Source organism: Luminiphilus sp. nBUS_07, assembly GCF_051201685.1.
In the GTDB taxonomy this organism is placed as follows: domain Bacteria; phylum Pseudomonadota; class Gammaproteobacteria; order Pseudomonadales; family Halieaceae; genus Luminiphilus.
This window is the reverse complement of sequence record NZ_CP179213.1, coordinates 2,593,750-2,610,829: the sequence shown is the minus strand read 5'-3', so window position 1 is coordinate 2,610,829 and position 17,080 is coordinate 2,593,750. Positions and strand designations below refer to the sequence as shown.

Below are 17,080 nucleotides of genomic sequence, written 5' to 3'. Positions count from 1 at the left end.
GCTTTTAACTAGTAATTAGCAATGTGAGCGCAGTCACCAACGAACGGAGTTTTCATGTACACCGCACCGCTTACCGATATGCAATTCCTTATTGACGACGTCATCAATGTTGCTGAGAAGCTTGGTTCACTCGAGCGCTTTGCCGATTTGGGCGTGGGCTCAGATCTAACGTCGGCTTTGCTCGAGGAGGCTGGCAAGCTGGGAAGCGATGTCGTTGCGCCACTGCGCCGGGTGGGGGATACCCATCCCGTGACCTGTGCCGATGGCAAAGTCAGCATTCCACCTGGGTATGGCGATGCCATACGCGAGCTGGGAGCAGGGGGCTGGGTCGGTATTTCGGCTGATGCAGAAGCTGGGGGACAGGGTTTACCTGAAATTTATGGCACGGCGGCATCAGAGATCTGGAATGGTGCAGACATGGCCTTTGCCTTGGAGCCTTTTCTGAGCTCGGGGGCAGCTCTAGCCATCAGTGCGCATGCCAGTGATGACCTAAAAGCTGTTTACCTTGCGAAGATTAACAGTGGCGAGTGGGCTGGAACGATGAATCTTACAGAATCGGGTGCGGGGTCTGATTTGGGGCCGGTCAAAACCCGAGCTGAACGCAACGGTGACCACTACCGGATTTTCGGCCAAAAAATTTACATCACCTGGGGTGACCACGATGCAACGGAAAATATTGTGCACCTCGTCTTGGCCCGATTGCCTGATGCGCCGGAAGGCAGTAAGGGGATTTCGCTTTTTCTGGTTCCCAAATTTTTGGTGAATGCTGATGGAAGTTTAGGCGAGCGAAACGATGCGTTTCCTGTTTCGACTGAGCATAAGTTGGGTATTCACGGCAGCCCAACTTGCGTTATGGCTTACGGAGACAAGGATGGCGCCATTGGCTACCTCGTGGGGGAAGAAAACAACGGGCTAGCATGCATGTTTACCATGATGAACGAAGCCCGTTTAAAAGTTGGTTTGCAGGGGGTTGGTGCATCTGAAGGCGCCTATCAAAAAGCGGTCGCCTACGCCCGCGAGAGAGTTCAAGGTGGTGTACCCATCATCGAGCATGCAGACGTCAAGCGAATGTTGATGACAATGCGAGCTTTAATCGAGGCGATGCGAGCACTCGCCTATAACGAAGCCGTCACGATGGACTTGGCGCATTACGGAGAGCCCAGTGTGAAGGGTGAACAGCGCCAGCGCATTGACCTGATGATTCCTGTGATCAAGGGTTGGTGCACGGAAATAGGGGTAGAGCTGACTTCATTGGGTGTACAGGTTCACGGAGGAATGGGCTTTATTGAGGAGACGGGTGCAGCGCAGTATTTGCGTGATGTTCGAATCACGCCCATTTACGAGGGTACCAACGGTATTCAGGCGGCAGACTTGGTCAATCGCAAGTTGGCCCGCGATGGTGGGTCTGCAATGGAGGCGATGCATGGGGAAATAGCTGAGATAACAGACCAGTTGGCTCAGTCATCACACCCAGCGCTGATTGAATTGGGTAAAGCACTTGCCAGCACTTTGACGGAGCATCGCGTAACCACGCAATACCTGCTTGGCCAAATGAGCTCGGATCGATTTAACGCGTTTGGGGGTGCTTTTGACTACCTTATGCAAACAGGTTACCTCTTTGGCGGATGGCAGTTAGCTCGCTCGGCTTTGGTGGCTGCTGACAAGCTTGCGGCGGAGGAAAATTCTGATTTTTGTCGCCGCAAAATAGCGACGGCAGCCTTTTACGGCGCGCGTATCCTTCCTCGCTGTAAGGCCCATGCAGGCACTATTTTAGACGGTGGTGAAACGCTCTCTAGTTTTTCCCTCGATTGGCTATGAGCGTTTTTAGTGAACCCTGCTAATTTTACGACGCCAGACCTATCTGACGCCCACCCAGAGTGCGAGGTGCTGCCTTTTCAGTTTTTGCGCTTTGGGCGGGTCGAGTGTTTTTCGGGGCCTGCGGCCACTGTTTCCTGCCATGAAGATAATTCACGGGTCGCTGAAGCGGTTTCCGAGCCGGGAGAGGGTCGTGTTTTGGTTGTTGATGGACAGCAATCATTGCGGCGGTCGCTACTGGGCGATAACCTCGCGCAAAAAGCCATCGACAATCACTGGGCAGGGATTGTGGTGTTAGGGGCAATTCGGGATATTGAAATTATCGATACGCTTTTGTTAGGTGTCTGTGCACTAGGCGCCGTGCCGGTGAAAACAGAAAAGCTTGGGCAGGGACATCGCGACGTCACGCTGACTTTGGGCGGCGTGCGCGTTCTTCCGGGTCATTGGATCTATGCTGATCGTAATGGAATTCTAGTGGCCCCCCGTGCTATCCACAGTCACGCTGAGTAGGGCGTTGACGCAGCCACGCTAGTAACCCTTGAGTGAGTCGGACAGAACGCGGCGCTGCACTGGATTGCAGGCTTTAATGAGAGTCTGTGGCTTGGGTTTTTAGTGTTCCAATCGCATCGAAAGGTCTAATGGCTCGACACGTTTAGTCAGGGCACCAATAGAGATAAAGTCGACGCCGGTTTCGGCGATAGAGCGGAGGTTATGCTCCGCAACGTTGCCAGAGGCTTCCAATTCAGATTGCCCAGCGTTGGCGGCGACAGCATCCCTGAGCATCGCTTCGCTGAAGTTATCGAGCATTATTCGATCTGCTTTTGCCCCTAGAGCCAACTGCAGTTCATCGAGGGTCTCAACCTCGATTTCCACAACTTTTCCTGGAGCCGATTGTCTGGCTGCAGAGATTGCTGCGGCGATGCCGCCGCAGGCCTCGATGTGATTTTCTTTGATTAAAAAAGCGTCATAGAGGCCTATGCGATGGTTATGGCAGCCCCCGCAGGTAACGGCGTATTTTTGGGCTAAACGTAGCCCAGGCACTGTTTTTCGAGTATCCAAAAGACGTACACCTGTCCCCGCTACGTGGTTGGCAAAGCGCTGCGCTAACGAGGCGGTGCCTGAGAGCAGCTGTAAAAAATTGAGGGCTGTCCGTTCCCCCGTGAGGATTTTTCGTGCGTTGCCGCTGACGCTGAACAAAGTGTCATTGGGCTCAAGCAAATTGCCGTCAGATTTTAACCACTCTATGGTTATGTCGGGATCTAGCGTTGCGAAAACTGCATCGACAAAAATACTGCCACAAAGCACCCCGGCTTCGCGGCTCACAACCGAAGCTTGGGCGATGCTGTCAGGTTGAACAAGCGCTGCGGTGATATCACCACTACCAATGTCCTCTTCCAGCGCAAGGTCTACGAGTTGCTGGATGTACTGCAGGCTTAACATAACGACTCCGTTGTTTGGTCTTTTGGGCGATCTGCTTCCATGAGATAAGATACAGGCGTGATGACAGATGCTGACTATTGGACAATTTCTGAAGGGTGGCTTTCCGGGGCTCGAAAAGTTGCATCCCCCAACTTCAACGACCGCCCCGAACAAGAGGCCCCAAAGCTTATAGTCGTGCACAACATATCATTACCTCCGGGAGAATTTGGGGAGCGACACATTGAAGCACTTTTCACCAATACACTAAATCCTTCATTGCACCCCTATTTCCAAAGTATCGTTCATCTTCGCGTCTCCGCACATTTTTTGCTGAACAGATTGGGCGAAATTTTACAGTTTGTAGCGACAAGTGACAGGGCGTGGCATGCCGGTGAGTCTCACTGGTGTGGCCGCGACAATTGCAACGACTTCTCCATCGGTATTGAGCTTGAGGGTACCGACGACCAGGCCTACACTGAAGTTCAGTATGCGCAGCTTCGGAAATTGATCGATGCGCTCAGGTGCTACCACCCGTCTCTTGCCCACGGTGATATTGTGGGCCACTGTGATATTGCGCCGGGTAGAAAGACGGATCCGGGCGCGTGTTTTGATTGGCAAAGGTTGGCGGATTTTGCGAGTAGTGATTAGGCCCGCTATTCAATGCCGCACAACCGTGAAAGTAACTCATGTCAGCCGTGTGATTGCTTGACGGTTTATAAGGAGAGTCGCAAACCATGATTTATTTGGCATTTCTGGTCGCAACCGGACTGTATCTCGCGATGGGATCGGGCGGGCCACTGCATAATGATCATTGGTATCACGCCCTTCAGCGCCGCGTAGACGCCATAGAGCCAGATTTCTGGTTGGGGTTTGTGCTAATGGTTGTGGTGCCTTGCGCGGCCTTCACATTGGTTTACGCCATTTCGGAGGAGATTTTTGGTGCGGCAGCGGTGTTACTTTTGGGTACGCCCGCATTGTTTTTCAGCTTTGGGCGGCGCCATTGGCCTGCCCTCATTGATCGATTTCGTGCCCGAGTAGCAGCAGGAGATATTGAAGGGGCACTGCTAACCTTGGAAGCTGAGGGTCACCGCATTCCAGAAGTAGATGACGCACAGTCAGCCGAGCGCGACGGTTCCCGCTTTTTGCTCTACGAGGGTTTTCAACGCTGGTTTACGCCAGTCTTTTACTTTTTACTGTTCGGTCCATTCTTTGCTGTTGGTTACCGATTGGTCGTGATGGGAGTGGGTGACCGAAAAGTTCCATTGGCCACTTTGCTGCACATACTCGACTGGCTTCCCTCTAGGGTGATGCTCTTGACCTTCGGCGCTATAGGTAACTTTGAGGGTCTTCGGCCACTATTTTGGAATAAAGCATTTGATGCTGATATCAAGACCGATGAGCTATTGATGCAAGGGTTTGAGGTGGCGTGCCCACTAGTGGAGGCGGCGCCGGGCCAACAGGTGGAGCAGGTTCGAGAATTGTTGAAACGAGCTCTAGCAGTTTGGGTTGTGGTGGCTTCTGTTTTGGTGATTGTCTCCTGATGTTGGCGGTGCTGTGAGGGCAACCACAAAATAACGCTTAGGCCACTGTGATCTTACGTAGTCAGCCCTAATCGGGTTGGTCGGGAGGTGGTCATGGCTGTGCCCAAGGACGTGGTGACGAAACCCGCACTTCGGACGTTAGATTTCCGCGAGGGGGCACATTCGTCATCGCTACGCCTCACCATAGTGTTTCACCCGGATCTCCAGCGTATTGGCCACTGGTCCAATTTAGGGGATTGGGAAGCTGAGCGTCCGGAGACTATTCCGAGTGAGGTGTCGATAGGGCGATATTTCCCCCAATTTAGCGATCGGCGTAATTTAGAAGATGAGCATGTGAGTCGCTTGGCTTGTCGATTAAAGCCTAAGAGGCCAAAGCACGCAGAGGGTTGTTTTAGTCTACGAATAGAATCTGCAGAGCACGCTGAGGTTCGAGTTGGCGCGGGGGGGCATGCGGGCTTCATCGCCGACCACGAGTCGCTTGTTAGAGGTGTCCCGCTCAGGCTGTCGCACGGCATAGTTTTAGTGCTGCGCTTGATTCACAGCCACGCTGACGACGATAAATCACCTCCAGAGCGTCTAAACACAATGTTGCCGGGTGCTTCCCCTGAAATGGCGCGACTTAGGCATCAGGTTGCTCTGGTGGCACCAACGACACTACCTATTTTGATTCAGGGCGAGTCTGGTGTTGGGAAAGAGAGGGTTGCTCTGGCCGTTCATAACTTAAGCGCACGCTCCTCGCACTCTTTGGTGGTTATGAATCTGGCGGCAATTCCGCAAGATCTTGCGGCGGCAGAACTTTTTGGCAGTGTTCGAGGCGCGTATACGGGCGCAATTGACCGTCAAGGTGCTTTCCAGCGGGCCAATCAGAGCACGTTATTTTTAGACGAAATTGCAGATGCGCCGATATCAATTCAGGTGCAATTACTGCGGGCTTTAGAGCAAGGCGAGGTGCAAATTCTGGGCGGGTTGATGCAGACGGTGAATGTTCGCATTGTTGCTGCAACGGACCAACCTACTTCGGAGGAAAATGGCTTTCGAAAAGCGCTTCATCATCGTATCGCGGGCTTTACACTGGTTATACCGCCGCTGCGCCAGCGACCCGAAGATATCGCACCTCAGGCAATGGCTATGCTTGGTCGAGATGTCGAAGTTTCTGAGTCATTGAATCCCTCTAAATCCTCAGATTTTCCGGAGATAGCAGCCCATTGGGCGCGATTTTTCTTTGATGCGTTGACCCATGATTGGCCCGGTAATAGCCGGGAGCTAAGGCATGCGGTGATGCTAGTAGCGCAAGATAAGGGTTCCCTTTTGCCCCTGAGCACTGAAGCGAAGGAGCGCCCCCGCAACAAGGAATTCCAGTCGCTATCTGATCAACATCTAGAGGAGGTTTATCGAGCGCAGCACTATGAGATTGCTGCAACGGCAGCAATTCTTGGGCTGTCTAGGCCGGCGCTTTATCGCCGACTGGAGGCGCACGATAGTTTTGTCCTAGTGGATGACCTTGCAGACACTGACATACTCGAAGTTATGGCGCGCGTAAATTCGGTCAAAGCCGCGGCGCTTGATCTGAAAATTTCTCATCATGCCCTGCGGCGGCGACTTCGTCGTTTAGGGATCGCTACAGATGTTTGAGGCTAACCCGAGTACTGGCGGTTATGACTCAGTGAGTTTGCCGCCACCATTAGAAAATCTGGGTTTCTTGGGTTCCGGCGGGCAGGGTATGACCTGGCTAGCTCTTGATCCCAGGTTAAATCGCAAGCTTGTGAGTAAGCGATTTAAAACTGGGTCAGCCACGAGTCAGAACCCCAAAGATCGGTTGGAGGCCACATTTGCCGCCCAGGCCAAGGTGGCAGCCATGACACAGGTTGTGCCGCAGATTTATAGCGTTAAGCATTTTGAGAGTGCTATTTGGCTATTGCTCGAGTTTGTTGAAGGGGCGTCTCTGCAACGTCTGAAGGCGGATAAAAAAGTAAAATTAGGAGAGAGCCATATGCTCCTTATTGCCTTGGACCTGATCGGCGCATTAAACGCCCTTCAGAGCGTAGGTTTGGTTCACGGAGATTTGACGCCCAGTAATATTTTGATCAACGAGCAAGGTAAAACCCGGTTGATTGACTTCAGTAGCAGCGTTGCCAACGGTACTCCGAGGACAACCCTTGGGAATCTAGGGTTTGTTCGAAGCACAGATTCTGCGGCAAAAACGTTACAGTTTTATGATGATCAATACGCCGCAGGGTGCGTGCTTTACTGGCTGCTGTCTGCAGAGCTGCCGATGACTATTTGTGACTCCGACGGTCGAACGGTCGTAGCAAGGGCAAAAAAGCCCGAAGCGTGTTCGGCGTGTGCAAATCTTCTCTGGGATACGGCGAAAGTACTGACTGATGGGAGCGAAAAAAGTTTTGGTGTCTTAGAGAGATTAATCGAAGGCATGCGTTGGCAGGTACGCTTACTGCCTCCAGAAATTCGTAGTGTTTTGGGTGCCCATGTCGCCGATGTGCGATGCCTAGCTGTCGAAGAGCAAGGGTGGGCTAGGCAGACTGACGCAGTGGAGTGCGGACCGAATCAGTCGAACGCTGCGGGCTCAAATCATTCGTTGGGCAAACTGTGGCAAGGGTTTTTTTCTCGCGCATTTAGTTTAAGCAAGTTATTCGCGCTGTTCTTGTTAATCACATTCCTCGGCTACGCCGGCTATCTGAATGTTTCTCGAATGCCTCTTTTGACTTTGGATTCTGTCAAGGTTGCAGCCAATACGACCCTGCCATCGGGTTTCAGTCACAACTGGCTTGTAGGGCGATTGGAGCTGATGTTAAGAAAAAAAATCCGCCCTTCAATGGCAAGCCAGCCCCTGATTGCAGCGCTCGATTGTGACCATTACACCTGTGTCTTATCGTTGGACCATCAAGTCAACGGTATCAGCCACCCCCACCAACAAAGCTTTACGGCCACTGCACAACCTGAAGTCTGGGAGTCAGTGATTATTGATTTGGGTAGGGCTGTCGAAGCGCGCTGAGCCAGCTGCAAAGCAGCGGAGTTAATGGTTTTTCTTTAAGGCCGCTAGACCTCTCCAGTAGGTAGCCCAGTATTTCCTCATGCTCCGTCGTCGCCTGGCGCTGTCGGTCAGTTCGCATCGAAGAAGAATTCTGGGCGGTATCTGAGATGACATGGCCCACTCTGTGTGGGAGGTTTTTAGCAATATCAGTGTGCCCCAACCTATTGAAAATGGCGGCCACTTCTTCAATGGCTGTAGCTACTGTATGTTGGTGCGTGCTATCGAGAAGTTGACCATTTGGAATGTTTAGTAACGCGGTCATCGGATTGATGACGCAGTTTATGGCCAACTTCTCGAGTAAAGCTTGCTCTATATTTGACTCCCAGTCACTGCACCAAGGGGTATCTTTGATGTTTGCAAACCAATCGGGAGCCGTTTCAGCGCCAGCCCACCAACCTAATCGAGTCTTACCTTCACCGGCTAGTTTCCGCGTTTGGGTGCTGGGTGAGCTGCATCCGGCGGTCGTTGATCCGGCAACAAGTCGCCCTGAGACAAGAGTGGATAAGGCGTTGTGATAGCCCATGCCATTCCCCAAGGTGACAATGACAGTTTCTGAAGTAAATCTGTGACTAAGGCTTGTTACCGCATTTAACGCCGCAAAGGATTTTGTGGTGACCCACAGCAGGCTAATGGGGCTTTTGGTATTCGAACTTTCATAGGGAAACTCTAGAGTCTGTTGCCCTTGTGGTGTGAGTAAGGTCAGCTTTTGTTGTTGTGTTGCTGGATGCTGTCCGATTAAGGACACGTGAAAACCTGCTGCGGTTAACCGAAAAGCAAACAGCCCGCCCAGAGCACCGGGGCCCACGATGTGGCAACGGGGTTTCATAGGTTTGCGGCCAGACGCTGAATAAGTGTTTTTGGCGACTGCTCACCCTCGAAGGTCTCACCAGCCGCCAAGTGCCAATTCCAGTTCAGGGCAGCATACAGATGAGTCGCAATATGTAGCAGCGGTTTGGAAAAGCGGTCCCCAAGGATTGCCAAGGCTAATGACTGCGTATTCATGGAGGGCCACCCGGCGCACAGTGTAGCAACCTCAAAATGTGGACTTCCAGTGGCAGCATATTCCCAGTCAATAGCGACAATATCGCGATTTCTGCGCCGGATGTTGGGTGGGGTTAAGTCGTTGTGACAGGTCACAGGTAATTCAGCTTCAAGGGCTTTTATGGCGGCGCCCAGTGCGGGCTCACATGGGCTTACCAAATTCGACGCACTGTTGCCTCGTTCATAGGCAATCTGCCAGTAATGCTCAATTTGATGCTGAAGGTTTAAAGTTGGCATCTCAGGGGGTAAGCGATGAATTGATTTGGTGAGGTTTGCCAGCTCCACTTGGGAGATAGAGCCAGGTTCTTGCAGGAACTCTATCACCATAGACTGGCACTCTTCATCCAGCCATACAATCTCAGGTGCTAAGCCCTGTGCCTGGGCTAATCCCATGCAGGCGACTTCCTGTTTAAAGGAAAGGCCCAGCGACGTTGATTGGTGGGTGCGATAGCGCAGGACGAAAGAATCATGACCTGTATCGCTGTCAGCCGACACAAGCATAGTGGTATGTCCAGAACCTTGGTTCATTAATTGGGTGACCCGAGGTTCAGTGCTTAGAGGCGATTTCGTAGACCATGCTCTGAATTCTGCCAGCGCATGCTTTTGCAAAAGCGCTTCCGACACTACTCGCACTGAGCTTGAGCCCGGTAATGTTGTCTCCAACTGAGCCAGCCGGCAGTGGCCAATACGACGTAGCCAGCAAATAACAGTGCGGTCAGATCCAGGCCACGATTTAAGAACAACACAATCGAAATTACATCAATTCCAATCCACCAAAGCCAGTTTTCCAGCACTTTTCGGGCAACCATCCAAGTGGCTAAAAGCGCCGCAAGGGTCGTTATGCTATCTGCAATGGGTAGGCTGGCATCAGTCAACTGGCTCATTAAAAGCCCCAGAGCAGTACCCAAAATAAGCACTCCCCCCAACAGCATTACGTGCAAGCGAGCGGGCCAGCGCTGTATAGGCAGCTGAACCTTACTGTGATCTCGCCCCCAAGCTATCCACCCGTAAACCGCCATGAGTATGTAAAACACTTGCAGGCTGGCCTCCATAACCAGCCCCACCAAAAAAAATATCCGCAGATACAGTGCGGCGCTCGTGGCCGCAAAAATCCAGGCAATGCGCTTTTCCTTGATGGCAAAAACGACATACGCGAGGGCTAAGGCAACGGCGAGGGGTTCATCCCAGCTCATTATTTAACCTTCCGCGCCAATCTCGATTCTGTGGCTTGGTAAATATTTCACCACCAAAACTTGGCGACCTAGCCGCTCGCTACTGCGCTTTAGAGCGATATTTACGGCACTCATTACGGCATCCCATTCTCCGGAAATTTGCGTGCTCATGGTATTGGTGACTACTGAGATCTGGCCTGAATCATGGAGGTCGTCGATAAACGCTAACACCGAAGTGTCCACGTCGCCTGTTAGCGGGTACAAACTCAGTTCAGCAGATAGTTCCATAGCGGCTGGTGTCCTGTAGAAGTTTTAGCGCTGGTAGTTCAGGGTAATGCCAAAGGTTCGAGGTTCGCCAAACTGATAATAAGGCTCCAGCACGTACCCTTTGCGAGGGTCATTGCCAAAGCTACCGAAACCGCGAGTGTAATACGTTTCATCAAATAAATTACGTCCCCATATCGAAACGCGCCAGCTCTGCCATGTCCAGTCAATGTGCGCGTTTGCTATCTGCCGTGCGGGAGAGCGGGCTGAATGTCGGTCAGAAAAGAAATAGCTGTCCATCGCGGTTACCTCGGCCCCTGCTAACCAGTGTTCGGCTAAGTTCCATTTGATGCGAACACTGCCCATCCACTCGGGCGCCTGTGGCTGGGCTCGACCAGAGAGGTCCTGCCCGGTCGCAGTGAAATATTTGTCAAACCGCGCTTTCAAGAAGCCAAAGGATGTCGAAATTTGCAGCTCAGGACCCAGAGTCCAAGCTCCCTGCCACTCGATGCCGCGGTTATGTCCTTTCGCGGCATTATCGGTATATTCAATAAACTGCGTGCTGCCGTCTTCCCGAGCGATGGTTAAAGACTGCTTTACCTGCTGATCTTGCCGTTCCATCGAAAATAAGGTCAGCGCGCTTTGTAAGGTGCCATTGACGTTCTGCCATCGCCAACCCACCTCGGTATTGATAAGAGATTCCTCTTCAAACTGGCCAAGGTTGCTCAGTGGGGTATTCGTGCTGGAGTGCAGCGAAGGTAGGTTGGATAACAGCGTGCTGTTTGGTCCCCCTGCGCGGACCCCCCGGCTGATACTGAGGTAAAGGTTTTGTTGGTCAGAGGGCGCCCAGTCAACGCCAATGCGGCCACTCCAAAGGTTGTCTGTTAGGGCGCTGTTGACGCCAGCATTATCAGCGTAGTCAGCTTTGCGCTGTTCTACTCGCCCGCCTAAATAAGCGGTAACGGTCTTCGAAAGATTAATATCAACCTGTCCAAATATCGCACCAGTGTCGATATCGAGTGCACTGCTGAAGTCATTTTCTAAGTAAGTATATCGGCGTCGAAGTGTTTCCTCCTCCTGCTTGAGGAAGCCACCTACAACCCAACGCCAGTGTTGCTGATCGCTGTCTGCTCTAATCTCCAAGCTTTGCATATTTCGATCACGCAAGTAGCTATCGAAGGAGCTGTACTCAAGGGCAGGTGCAATACCAACGTAGGCCCAATCCTCGTCGTAGGCGTATTCTGTATCAGTCTGGGCAACGCTCAACTGTGTCGTTAGATTTACCGTCCCCTGCACGCTCCACTTCAATCTACCCGCATGGGTCAGCAGTGCGTCACGCCCTGGTTCGTCTGACAATGTTTTGCGATTATTGTCCAGTGAAAATGCGTCATAGCCATTATCGATATCAATAAAGTGCCAGTTGGCTTCCACGGTCTGGCTGATCCCCTGCCAAGCCAGGCCACCTCGAAAGGTAACTTCGTCTTTACCTTGGGTATCTGTTCGATTCAAAAAAGTATTCGTCATAGCGCCATCAGCACGGTATTGCTCCAGGGCCAGTCTCCCCGAGGTGGTACTGGTGAGATTAGCCCCACCAGCAGCTGCAAATCTGCGACCTCCGTTATTCTCAACCCCCATAGCGATCTTCAACCCTTTGGTGAACGCAGAAGTTGTATTGAGGCTTATGAGACCGGCCAGCGCATTGGCTCCCAGCAAAGTGCCCTGGGGCCCTCGGAGAATTTCAATTTGTTGGATGTCCCATGTCGTGGCTGCAGCACCTAGTCCAGTAAGGTCTATGCCGTCCAGCAACATGGCGACGGAGGCATTAACCGGCTCAACAAATTGACTCCGCTCTCCGACCCCCCGAATTTGTATGAAGCGCCCACGGGAAGCACCACTGGCACTGTTGACGTTGGGGGCCGCAGATAAAACGTCTTCCAAGTGCTGGGCAGATCGAGCCTCGATCCGCGCTTGGTCAAAAATGGTGATTGAGCGCTGCTCTCCATGGGCAGGTCTGAGCGTGGCAGAGACCAAAACCTCTTCGAGGTCTGCAGACGCGGCGCCGCTTGGCATACTGGTCAGCAGCGTGAGAGCGATGGGCACCGCCATAAGTTGGCCGGCTGTTAATGAGAAGGTCGACATCCCTAGTACTCGCTTATCCGGGACAGAACAAACTCACAACATCACTGCTAAGTTACGAAGCCTGTTCCTACGCCGGCGTTATCCGGTTCAGGTTCGACGGGTTCACCGAATGATTTTCGGCATCTCAGGCGCTAGCCACCCCGCAGGTTGAGTGGCAGTATAGGGAACAAAGAGAGTAATCACAAAAGCGACAGAAACTCGAGGCAGCCTATGAGTGAGCGAGGGAGCGGTAACAGCGGTGGCGGAGGTAGTACCGGTTATTCGGTAGAGGAGATTACCCCTGGCCTACCCGTACAGACTCCCATGCCCGTGGGTTTGGATGAACATATCGAAGTAAGTCGTTATCTAGCTCGTGCGCTGACTTCGCTTCAAAGCGACATGCTTGAGTCAGATCGCCCCGCGGTCTTGCTCGAAATATTTTTTTCTGGAATTCGACGAATTTTGGGCTGTGAGCAGATTGAATTTTGGTTACATGATCCCGTGGGCATGTTGGGAAACACGCTCGGTGATACGCCTGAATTGAACGGGTTACTCATGCTGACCCCTGATTCGACAAGGATTACATCCATTTATAACGACCAAGTTGCGCCGCGCCGTGTTGCTGAGCATGAAACGATCGACCTCGGAATGTTAGCCAGCAGCACAACTCGAAATAATATCTTTGCTGTGCCCGCTGTCGAGCAGGGTCACATTGTGGGCAGTCTGCATTTTAAATCCCCCCGTCTGGACCTGATCAGTCATGGAGGGGATCTTGAATTACTTTTTGATTTTATGGGTTTGGTGCCCGTTGCCCTGCGTTTATCGACCGGCGCTCAGCTGACGTCTGAGCTCATGCTGGTTGATCCTCTGACTCGGGTTGCGAACAGAGAGGGGTTTACTCGAGATCTCGATCGCGAGATTGGTCGTGCCCGTAGGGCGGGACGTCACGTCGCGTTGGTGTCTATTAGATTGTGCGGTCTGGAGGGAATGGCAAACTTATCGCAACAGCATATTCAGGGGCGGTTGTTGAGTGAGGTGGCACATAAAATTGCGGGTGGGCTGCGCGCCACCGATGCTGTGGGGCGCGTTGACGCCATGTGCTTTGGAGTTGTCGTGACAGAAGCTCATCCAAATTCCATTGAGGCAATTGGTGCTCGTTATCAAGAAGAGCTGAGTCGCGACTTGCTGGATGATGGAGCAGGCGGGGCAATTGAAATTAGACCTAATGTTAGTTGGGCCTCTGTCAACCCAAAGGAATATCCCGGGCGAGCGATCTCCGAACTATCGGGGATGATGCTTGATTCAGTGTTGCAGGCCAGCACTTGTAATATTTCAGGTGAAGTTCAGATTACCAAGGCAGCACAGCTTCAATAGGCGATTACTGGAGCCACATCGGTCTTCGAGGCGAAATGTGCTGAGCGTATTTTTTACAGGGTAGGCATAGCACCGCTAGTTTAGTTGGGCCAGGCTTTAGCTTAACCTTAAGGGCCGTTGAGTTCTTCTGGGGCCTCGAGGGGTGTTGGCCTTTATGGAGTTGCATTGGGTACCGTGAATAAACCTTACCAGCAAATTAGTGGACTAAAAGCTCAGATAGTGAGCCTTAAGCTGCGCCTGACTTCGATGAGGCCACCGGCGCAATTGCAGTCAATTGTGCTTTTTTCGGTTTTGATTTGGTCTGCTTTTAGTGTTTCTGCACTTGCTTGGGCACTTTGGCCCACCACAAAAATTTCCCCGATGCCTGCTATTGTCGTCAACCCGCCCATGCTCGTAACCGCGCGGGCGGGAGGTAACAATGTAGTACTCGATGACATGCTCAATCTGGGGTTGTTTGGTGTGTCGGTCGATGAGAGTGGCATTGAAGAGCTTGATTTGCAGCCCAGCGATGTGCCTGACGGTATCGAGAAGGGGGCCCGAGATACTCAGTTGGATCTACAACTCGTGGGCACTTTAGCGGGAAGCGAGCCCGACGCCGGTACGGCAGTCATTGAGGTCAAAGGCAGGCAGGTGACTTTTTCGGTGGGGGATGAACTTCCTATTGGAACACGAGTGCGACTGGCAAAGGTCTTACCGACTCGCGTGGTATTGGATAACAATGGGACTTACGAACTGCTAGAATTATTCGAAGATTCAGCGTCTCTTTTTGTCCCTAACGAGAAGCCGAGGCCAACAGCGGCCGACCGTCAGCCCAGCGTGCCCAATACGAAGGTAGTACCGGTCAAAGCGTCAGGAGCGTCCGAGCTTGGTCCTAAAATTGCTGCTGAATATCGGAGAAAGTTTTATGAGACGCCGCAGTCGGTATCAGATTTGCTCACTGTCCAACCTGTGCATGGGGAGGAGGGGCTGCGTGGTTATAGAGTGACACCTGCCAAAAACATTGATGATTTTAAGGCGATTGGCTTTGAACCTAATGATGTGATCATTGGTGTAAATGGGCTTTCGTTGCTTGATGCCTCGAACGGAGCTCGCCTGTATGGATTGATGCGTGATGCACAAGAAATTATTTTTGATATTGAGCGTGACAGTGTACCTCTCACGCTCACAGTTAGTTTGCCGGCCGGGGGCTAAGCAGTAATGGGTAGTATTGCATTAACACAGGCAGAGCCGTCCAACTGCTATCAAGCAGGAGCTACACGATTGCGGAGTTCGGCTAGGCGATTTTTTGCGTCAATGATACTAGTGCTGGCCACGGTAATGTTTGCCAGTGTGCAATCGGTTTCCGCGCAAGAATACACCGTCAACCTTCAAGATACCGACATACAAGAGCTAATTAAATTCGTCGCTGATGTCACTGGTGCAACTATCGTGGTTGATCCCGGTGTCCAAGGGAAAATCAAGGTCGTGTCCTCACGACCGGTCGATAAGAGTGAACTGTATGACTTATTCCTGTCGATTCTGGATGTGCAAGGTTATACGGCTGTTAGAACAGGTAACGTCATACGTGTCGTCCCTAATAAAGATGCACGGTCATCACCGGTGGAGGTTCCTCCTGCAGGCGAGGTCAGCACCAGCGACGAGTACGTTACGCAAGTAATTCGGCTCGAGAATATTTCCGCGGCGAAGTTGATCCCCGTGTTGCGACCACTTGTGCCACAACAGGCCCATATGGCGGCCTACGCACCAAGCAATGCCATTATTATTTCGGACATTTCTTCTAACATTCGTCGCATTGTTGAAATTATTGATCGTATGGATCGCTCTGCTATCCAAAGCACGCAGGTGGTGAAGCTTCGATATGCCGTAGCGGAAGATGTTGTGCAAATGCTTCAAACGCTGGAAAAGCAATCCCGTGGTGACGGTGCGGAGAGCAGTGATGAAGTTACTCTGGTGGCAGATAAACGAACTAATAGCGTTGTGGTTACGGCAGATGAACTAAATTCTCAGCGAATTCGGGAGCTGGTGACCTACCTCGATACGCCGTTAGAGCAAAGCGGTAACGTTAAGGTCGTTTACTTAGAATATGCCGACGCGGTCGAGGTAGCTGAGGTCCTCACTCGCGTCATGCAAAACATGAGTCGACTCGGTACGGGGGGTGATCGTAAACAGACCGCAGGCACCAACTCAACCATCGAAGCTGATGAGGGCACCAACGCGCTCATTATTACCGCAGACCCTGATGAAATGGCCTCTCTTGAGGCCGTTATCGCGAGGCTTGATATTCGTCGTGCTCAAGTGCTGGTTGAAGCGATTATTGTTGAGATGGAGGTTACTGAAGGTCAAGAGTTGGGTTTACAGTGGATTTTTGCTGATGATAGTGGAGCGTTTGGTAGCAATGTCAGTACCAGCACTGCGCAGCAACAACGCAATGCGGCAATTGGAAATGCGCTCATTGGCGAGGATGGCAATAATTCGGATATCGGTGTCAGAGATTTAGCAGGCGCGTTATCTCAGGTGCCTGGAACGACATTGGGGTGGGGGGTCGTCGGTGACGACCTATCAATGTCGGTCATCTTGAATGCTTTGGAGACGCAGGGGAACGCCAACATTCTCTCAACACCCAGTTTGCTGACCTTAGATAATCAGGAAGCCTACATTACCGTGGGTCAGAATGTTCCCTTCGTAACTGGGTCTTACAGCAATACGGGAGGCGCGAGTAATGTCCAGAATCCCTTTCAGACCATTGAGCGAGAGAATGTGGGTATTACCCTGAAGGTGACGCCGCAGGTCAACGAAGGTGACTCAGTAGTGCTCGATATTGTTCAGGAAGTCTCCAGTATCAGTCAGCAACTTTTGGCTGCAGCAGATGTGATTACCAATGAACGCAAGATTGAGACCAAAGTATTGGCGCAAGATGGTGATGTCGTTGTACTTGGGGGGTTGGTCAAGGATGACGTACAAGACAGCCAGCAAGGTGTGCCGTTTCTTCAAGATATTCCGCTGTTAGGCCGCTTATTTAGAAACGACGTGGTCTCTGTCACGAAGTCCAACCTATTGGTCTTTATTCGTCCGACGATAGTCAGGGACGATGCCTCTTTACGAGGCGCTACCGCTGAAAAATACCGTTACATTCGCGATCAACAGGCTGAAAGGCGCGCGCGCGGTATTATGTTCCTAGACGACGGCAATTTGCCGGTGCTGCCCGAGTGGGAGGCACAGGTACGGCAATTGCCAGAGGTGCCCGCTGAGGACGTCCCCCCAGGGCAGATAAGGTAGAGGGGCAGTGA

General features: G+C 52.0%; 15 protein-coding genes and 1 riboswitch. Of the genes, 9 read left to right on the top strand and 6 right to left on the bottom strand.

Going from position 1 to position 17,080, the window contains the following annotated elements:
* Window positions 1-54 precede the first annotated feature (54 nt).
* Both ACMAZB_RS11635 and rraA read left to right on the top strand, forming a co-directional pair.
* The gene (locus ACMAZB_RS11635; protein ID WP_435217358.1) at window positions 55-1,818 is read left to right on the top strand and encodes an acyl-CoA dehydrogenase; all 1,764 of its coding nucleotides are present in this window, start codon (window positions 55-57) and stop codon (window positions 1,816-1,818) included.
* Window positions 1,819-1,827: 9 nt separating this feature from the next.
* Window positions 1,828-2,325: a ribonuclease E activity regulator RraA gene (gene rraA / locus ACMAZB_RS11630; protein ID WP_435217356.1), complete on the top strand. Its 498-nt coding sequence runs from the start codon at window positions 1,828-1,830 to the stop codon at window positions 2,323-2,325.
* Window positions 2,326-2,424: 99 nt separating this feature from the next.
* Here the strand turns inward: rraA and nadC are convergent, their stop codons facing one another.
* Window positions 2,425-3,255 carry a carboxylating nicotinate-nucleotide diphosphorylase gene (nadC, locus tag ACMAZB_RS11625; protein ID WP_435217354.1) on the bottom strand — a complete coding sequence of 277 codons (831 nt, stop codon included), beginning with the start codon at window positions 3,253-3,255 and terminating at the stop codon, window positions 2,425-2,427.
* A gap of 60 nt (window positions 3,256-3,315) precedes the next feature.
* Here nadC and ampD point away from each other — a divergent pair, with 60 nt between their 5' ends.
* The 4 genes from ampD to ACMAZB_RS11605 all read left to right on the top strand — a co-directional run bounded on the left by ampD (window position 3,316) and on the right by ACMAZB_RS11605 (window position 7,785).
* Window positions 3,316-3,882 carry a 1,6-anhydro-N-acetylmuramyl-L-alanine amidase AmpD gene (gene ampD / locus ACMAZB_RS11620; protein WP_435217352.1) on the top strand — a complete coding sequence of 189 codons (567 nt, stop codon included), beginning with the start codon at window positions 3,316-3,318 and terminating at the stop codon, window positions 3,880-3,882.
* Between the two features lie 86 nt (window positions 3,883-3,968).
* Window positions 3,969-4,775, top strand: a complete 807-nt coding sequence (locus ACMAZB_RS11615) for a hypothetical protein (protein ID WP_435217350.1) — start codon at window positions 3,969-3,971, stop codon at window positions 4,773-4,775.
* Window positions 4,776-4,868: 93 nt separating this feature from the next.
* Entirely contained in the window at window positions 4,869-6,407 is a 1,539-nt protein-coding gene (locus ACMAZB_RS11610) for a sigma 54-interacting transcriptional regulator (protein WP_435217348.1), read from the top strand.
* The gene (locus tag ACMAZB_RS11605) at window positions 6,400-7,785 is read left to right on the top strand and encodes a serine/threonine protein kinase (RefSeq protein WP_435217346.1); all 1,386 of its coding nucleotides are present in this window, start codon (window positions 6,400-6,402) and stop codon (window positions 7,783-7,785) included. The genes ACMAZB_RS11610 and ACMAZB_RS11605 overlap by 8 nt, the downstream gene beginning before the upstream one ends.
* On the opposite strand, the gene ACMAZB_RS11600 is transcribed toward ACMAZB_RS11605, so the two are convergent.
* The 5 genes from ACMAZB_RS11600 to ACMAZB_RS11580 form a co-directional block, all read right to left on the bottom strand.
* A complete protein-coding gene (locus ACMAZB_RS11600) occupies window positions 7,751-8,650 on the bottom strand; it encodes a ketopantoate reductase family protein (protein WP_435217344.1) in 900 nt (299 codons plus the stop codon). The two genes, ACMAZB_RS11605 and ACMAZB_RS11600, sit on opposite strands and share 35 nt — an antisense overlap.
* Complete coding sequence (locus ACMAZB_RS11595; protein WP_435217342.1) at window positions 8,647-9,393, bottom strand: phosphotransferase; 747 nt, start codon at window positions 9,391-9,393, stop codon at window positions 8,647-8,649. The genes ACMAZB_RS11600 and ACMAZB_RS11595 overlap by 4 nt, the downstream gene beginning before the upstream one ends.
* A 95-nt stretch (window positions 9,394-9,488) precedes the next feature.
* Window positions 9,489-10,058: a nicotinamide riboside transporter PnuC gene (gene pnuC / locus ACMAZB_RS11590; protein ID WP_435217341.1), complete on the bottom strand. Its 570-nt coding sequence runs from the start codon at window positions 10,056-10,058 to the stop codon at window positions 9,489-9,491.
* A gap of 3 nt (window positions 10,059-10,061) precedes the next feature.
* Window positions 10,062-10,325 carry a thiamine-binding protein gene (locus ACMAZB_RS11585; RefSeq protein WP_435217339.1) on the bottom strand — a complete coding sequence of 88 codons (264 nt, stop codon included), beginning with the start codon at window positions 10,323-10,325 and terminating at the stop codon, window positions 10,062-10,064.
* A 24-nt stretch (window positions 10,326-10,349) separates the two neighbouring features.
* Window positions 10,350-12,440, bottom strand: a complete 2,091-nt coding sequence (locus tag ACMAZB_RS11580) for a TonB-dependent receptor (protein ID WP_435217337.1) — start codon at window positions 12,438-12,440, stop codon at window positions 10,350-10,352.
* A gap of 47 nt (window positions 12,441-12,487) precedes the next feature.
* Window positions 12,488-12,593: riboswitch (TPP riboswitch) on the bottom strand.
* Between the two features lie 57 nt (window positions 12,594-12,650).
* On the opposite strand from ACMAZB_RS11580, the gene ACMAZB_RS11575 reads away from it, so the two are divergent.
* From ACMAZB_RS11575 to gspD, 3 genes are all read left to right on the top strand, one after another.
* Window positions 12,651-13,793, top strand: a complete 1,143-nt coding sequence (locus tag ACMAZB_RS11575; protein ID WP_435217336.1) for a GGDEF domain-containing protein — start codon at window positions 12,651-12,653, stop codon at window positions 13,791-13,793.
* A gap of 174 nt (window positions 13,794-13,967) precedes the next feature.
* Entirely contained in the window at window positions 13,968-14,984 is a 1,017-nt protein-coding gene (gene gspC, locus ACMAZB_RS11570) for a type II secretion system protein GspC (RefSeq protein ID WP_435217334.1), read from the top strand.
* Between the two features lie 102 nt (window positions 14,985-15,086).
* Window positions 15,087-17,069, top strand: coding sequence for a type II secretion system secretin GspD (gene gspD, locus ACMAZB_RS11565; protein ID WP_435217333.1), 1,983 nt, complete (start codon window positions 15,087-15,089; stop codon window positions 17,067-17,069).
* Window positions 17,070-17,080: the final 11 nt, after the last annotated feature.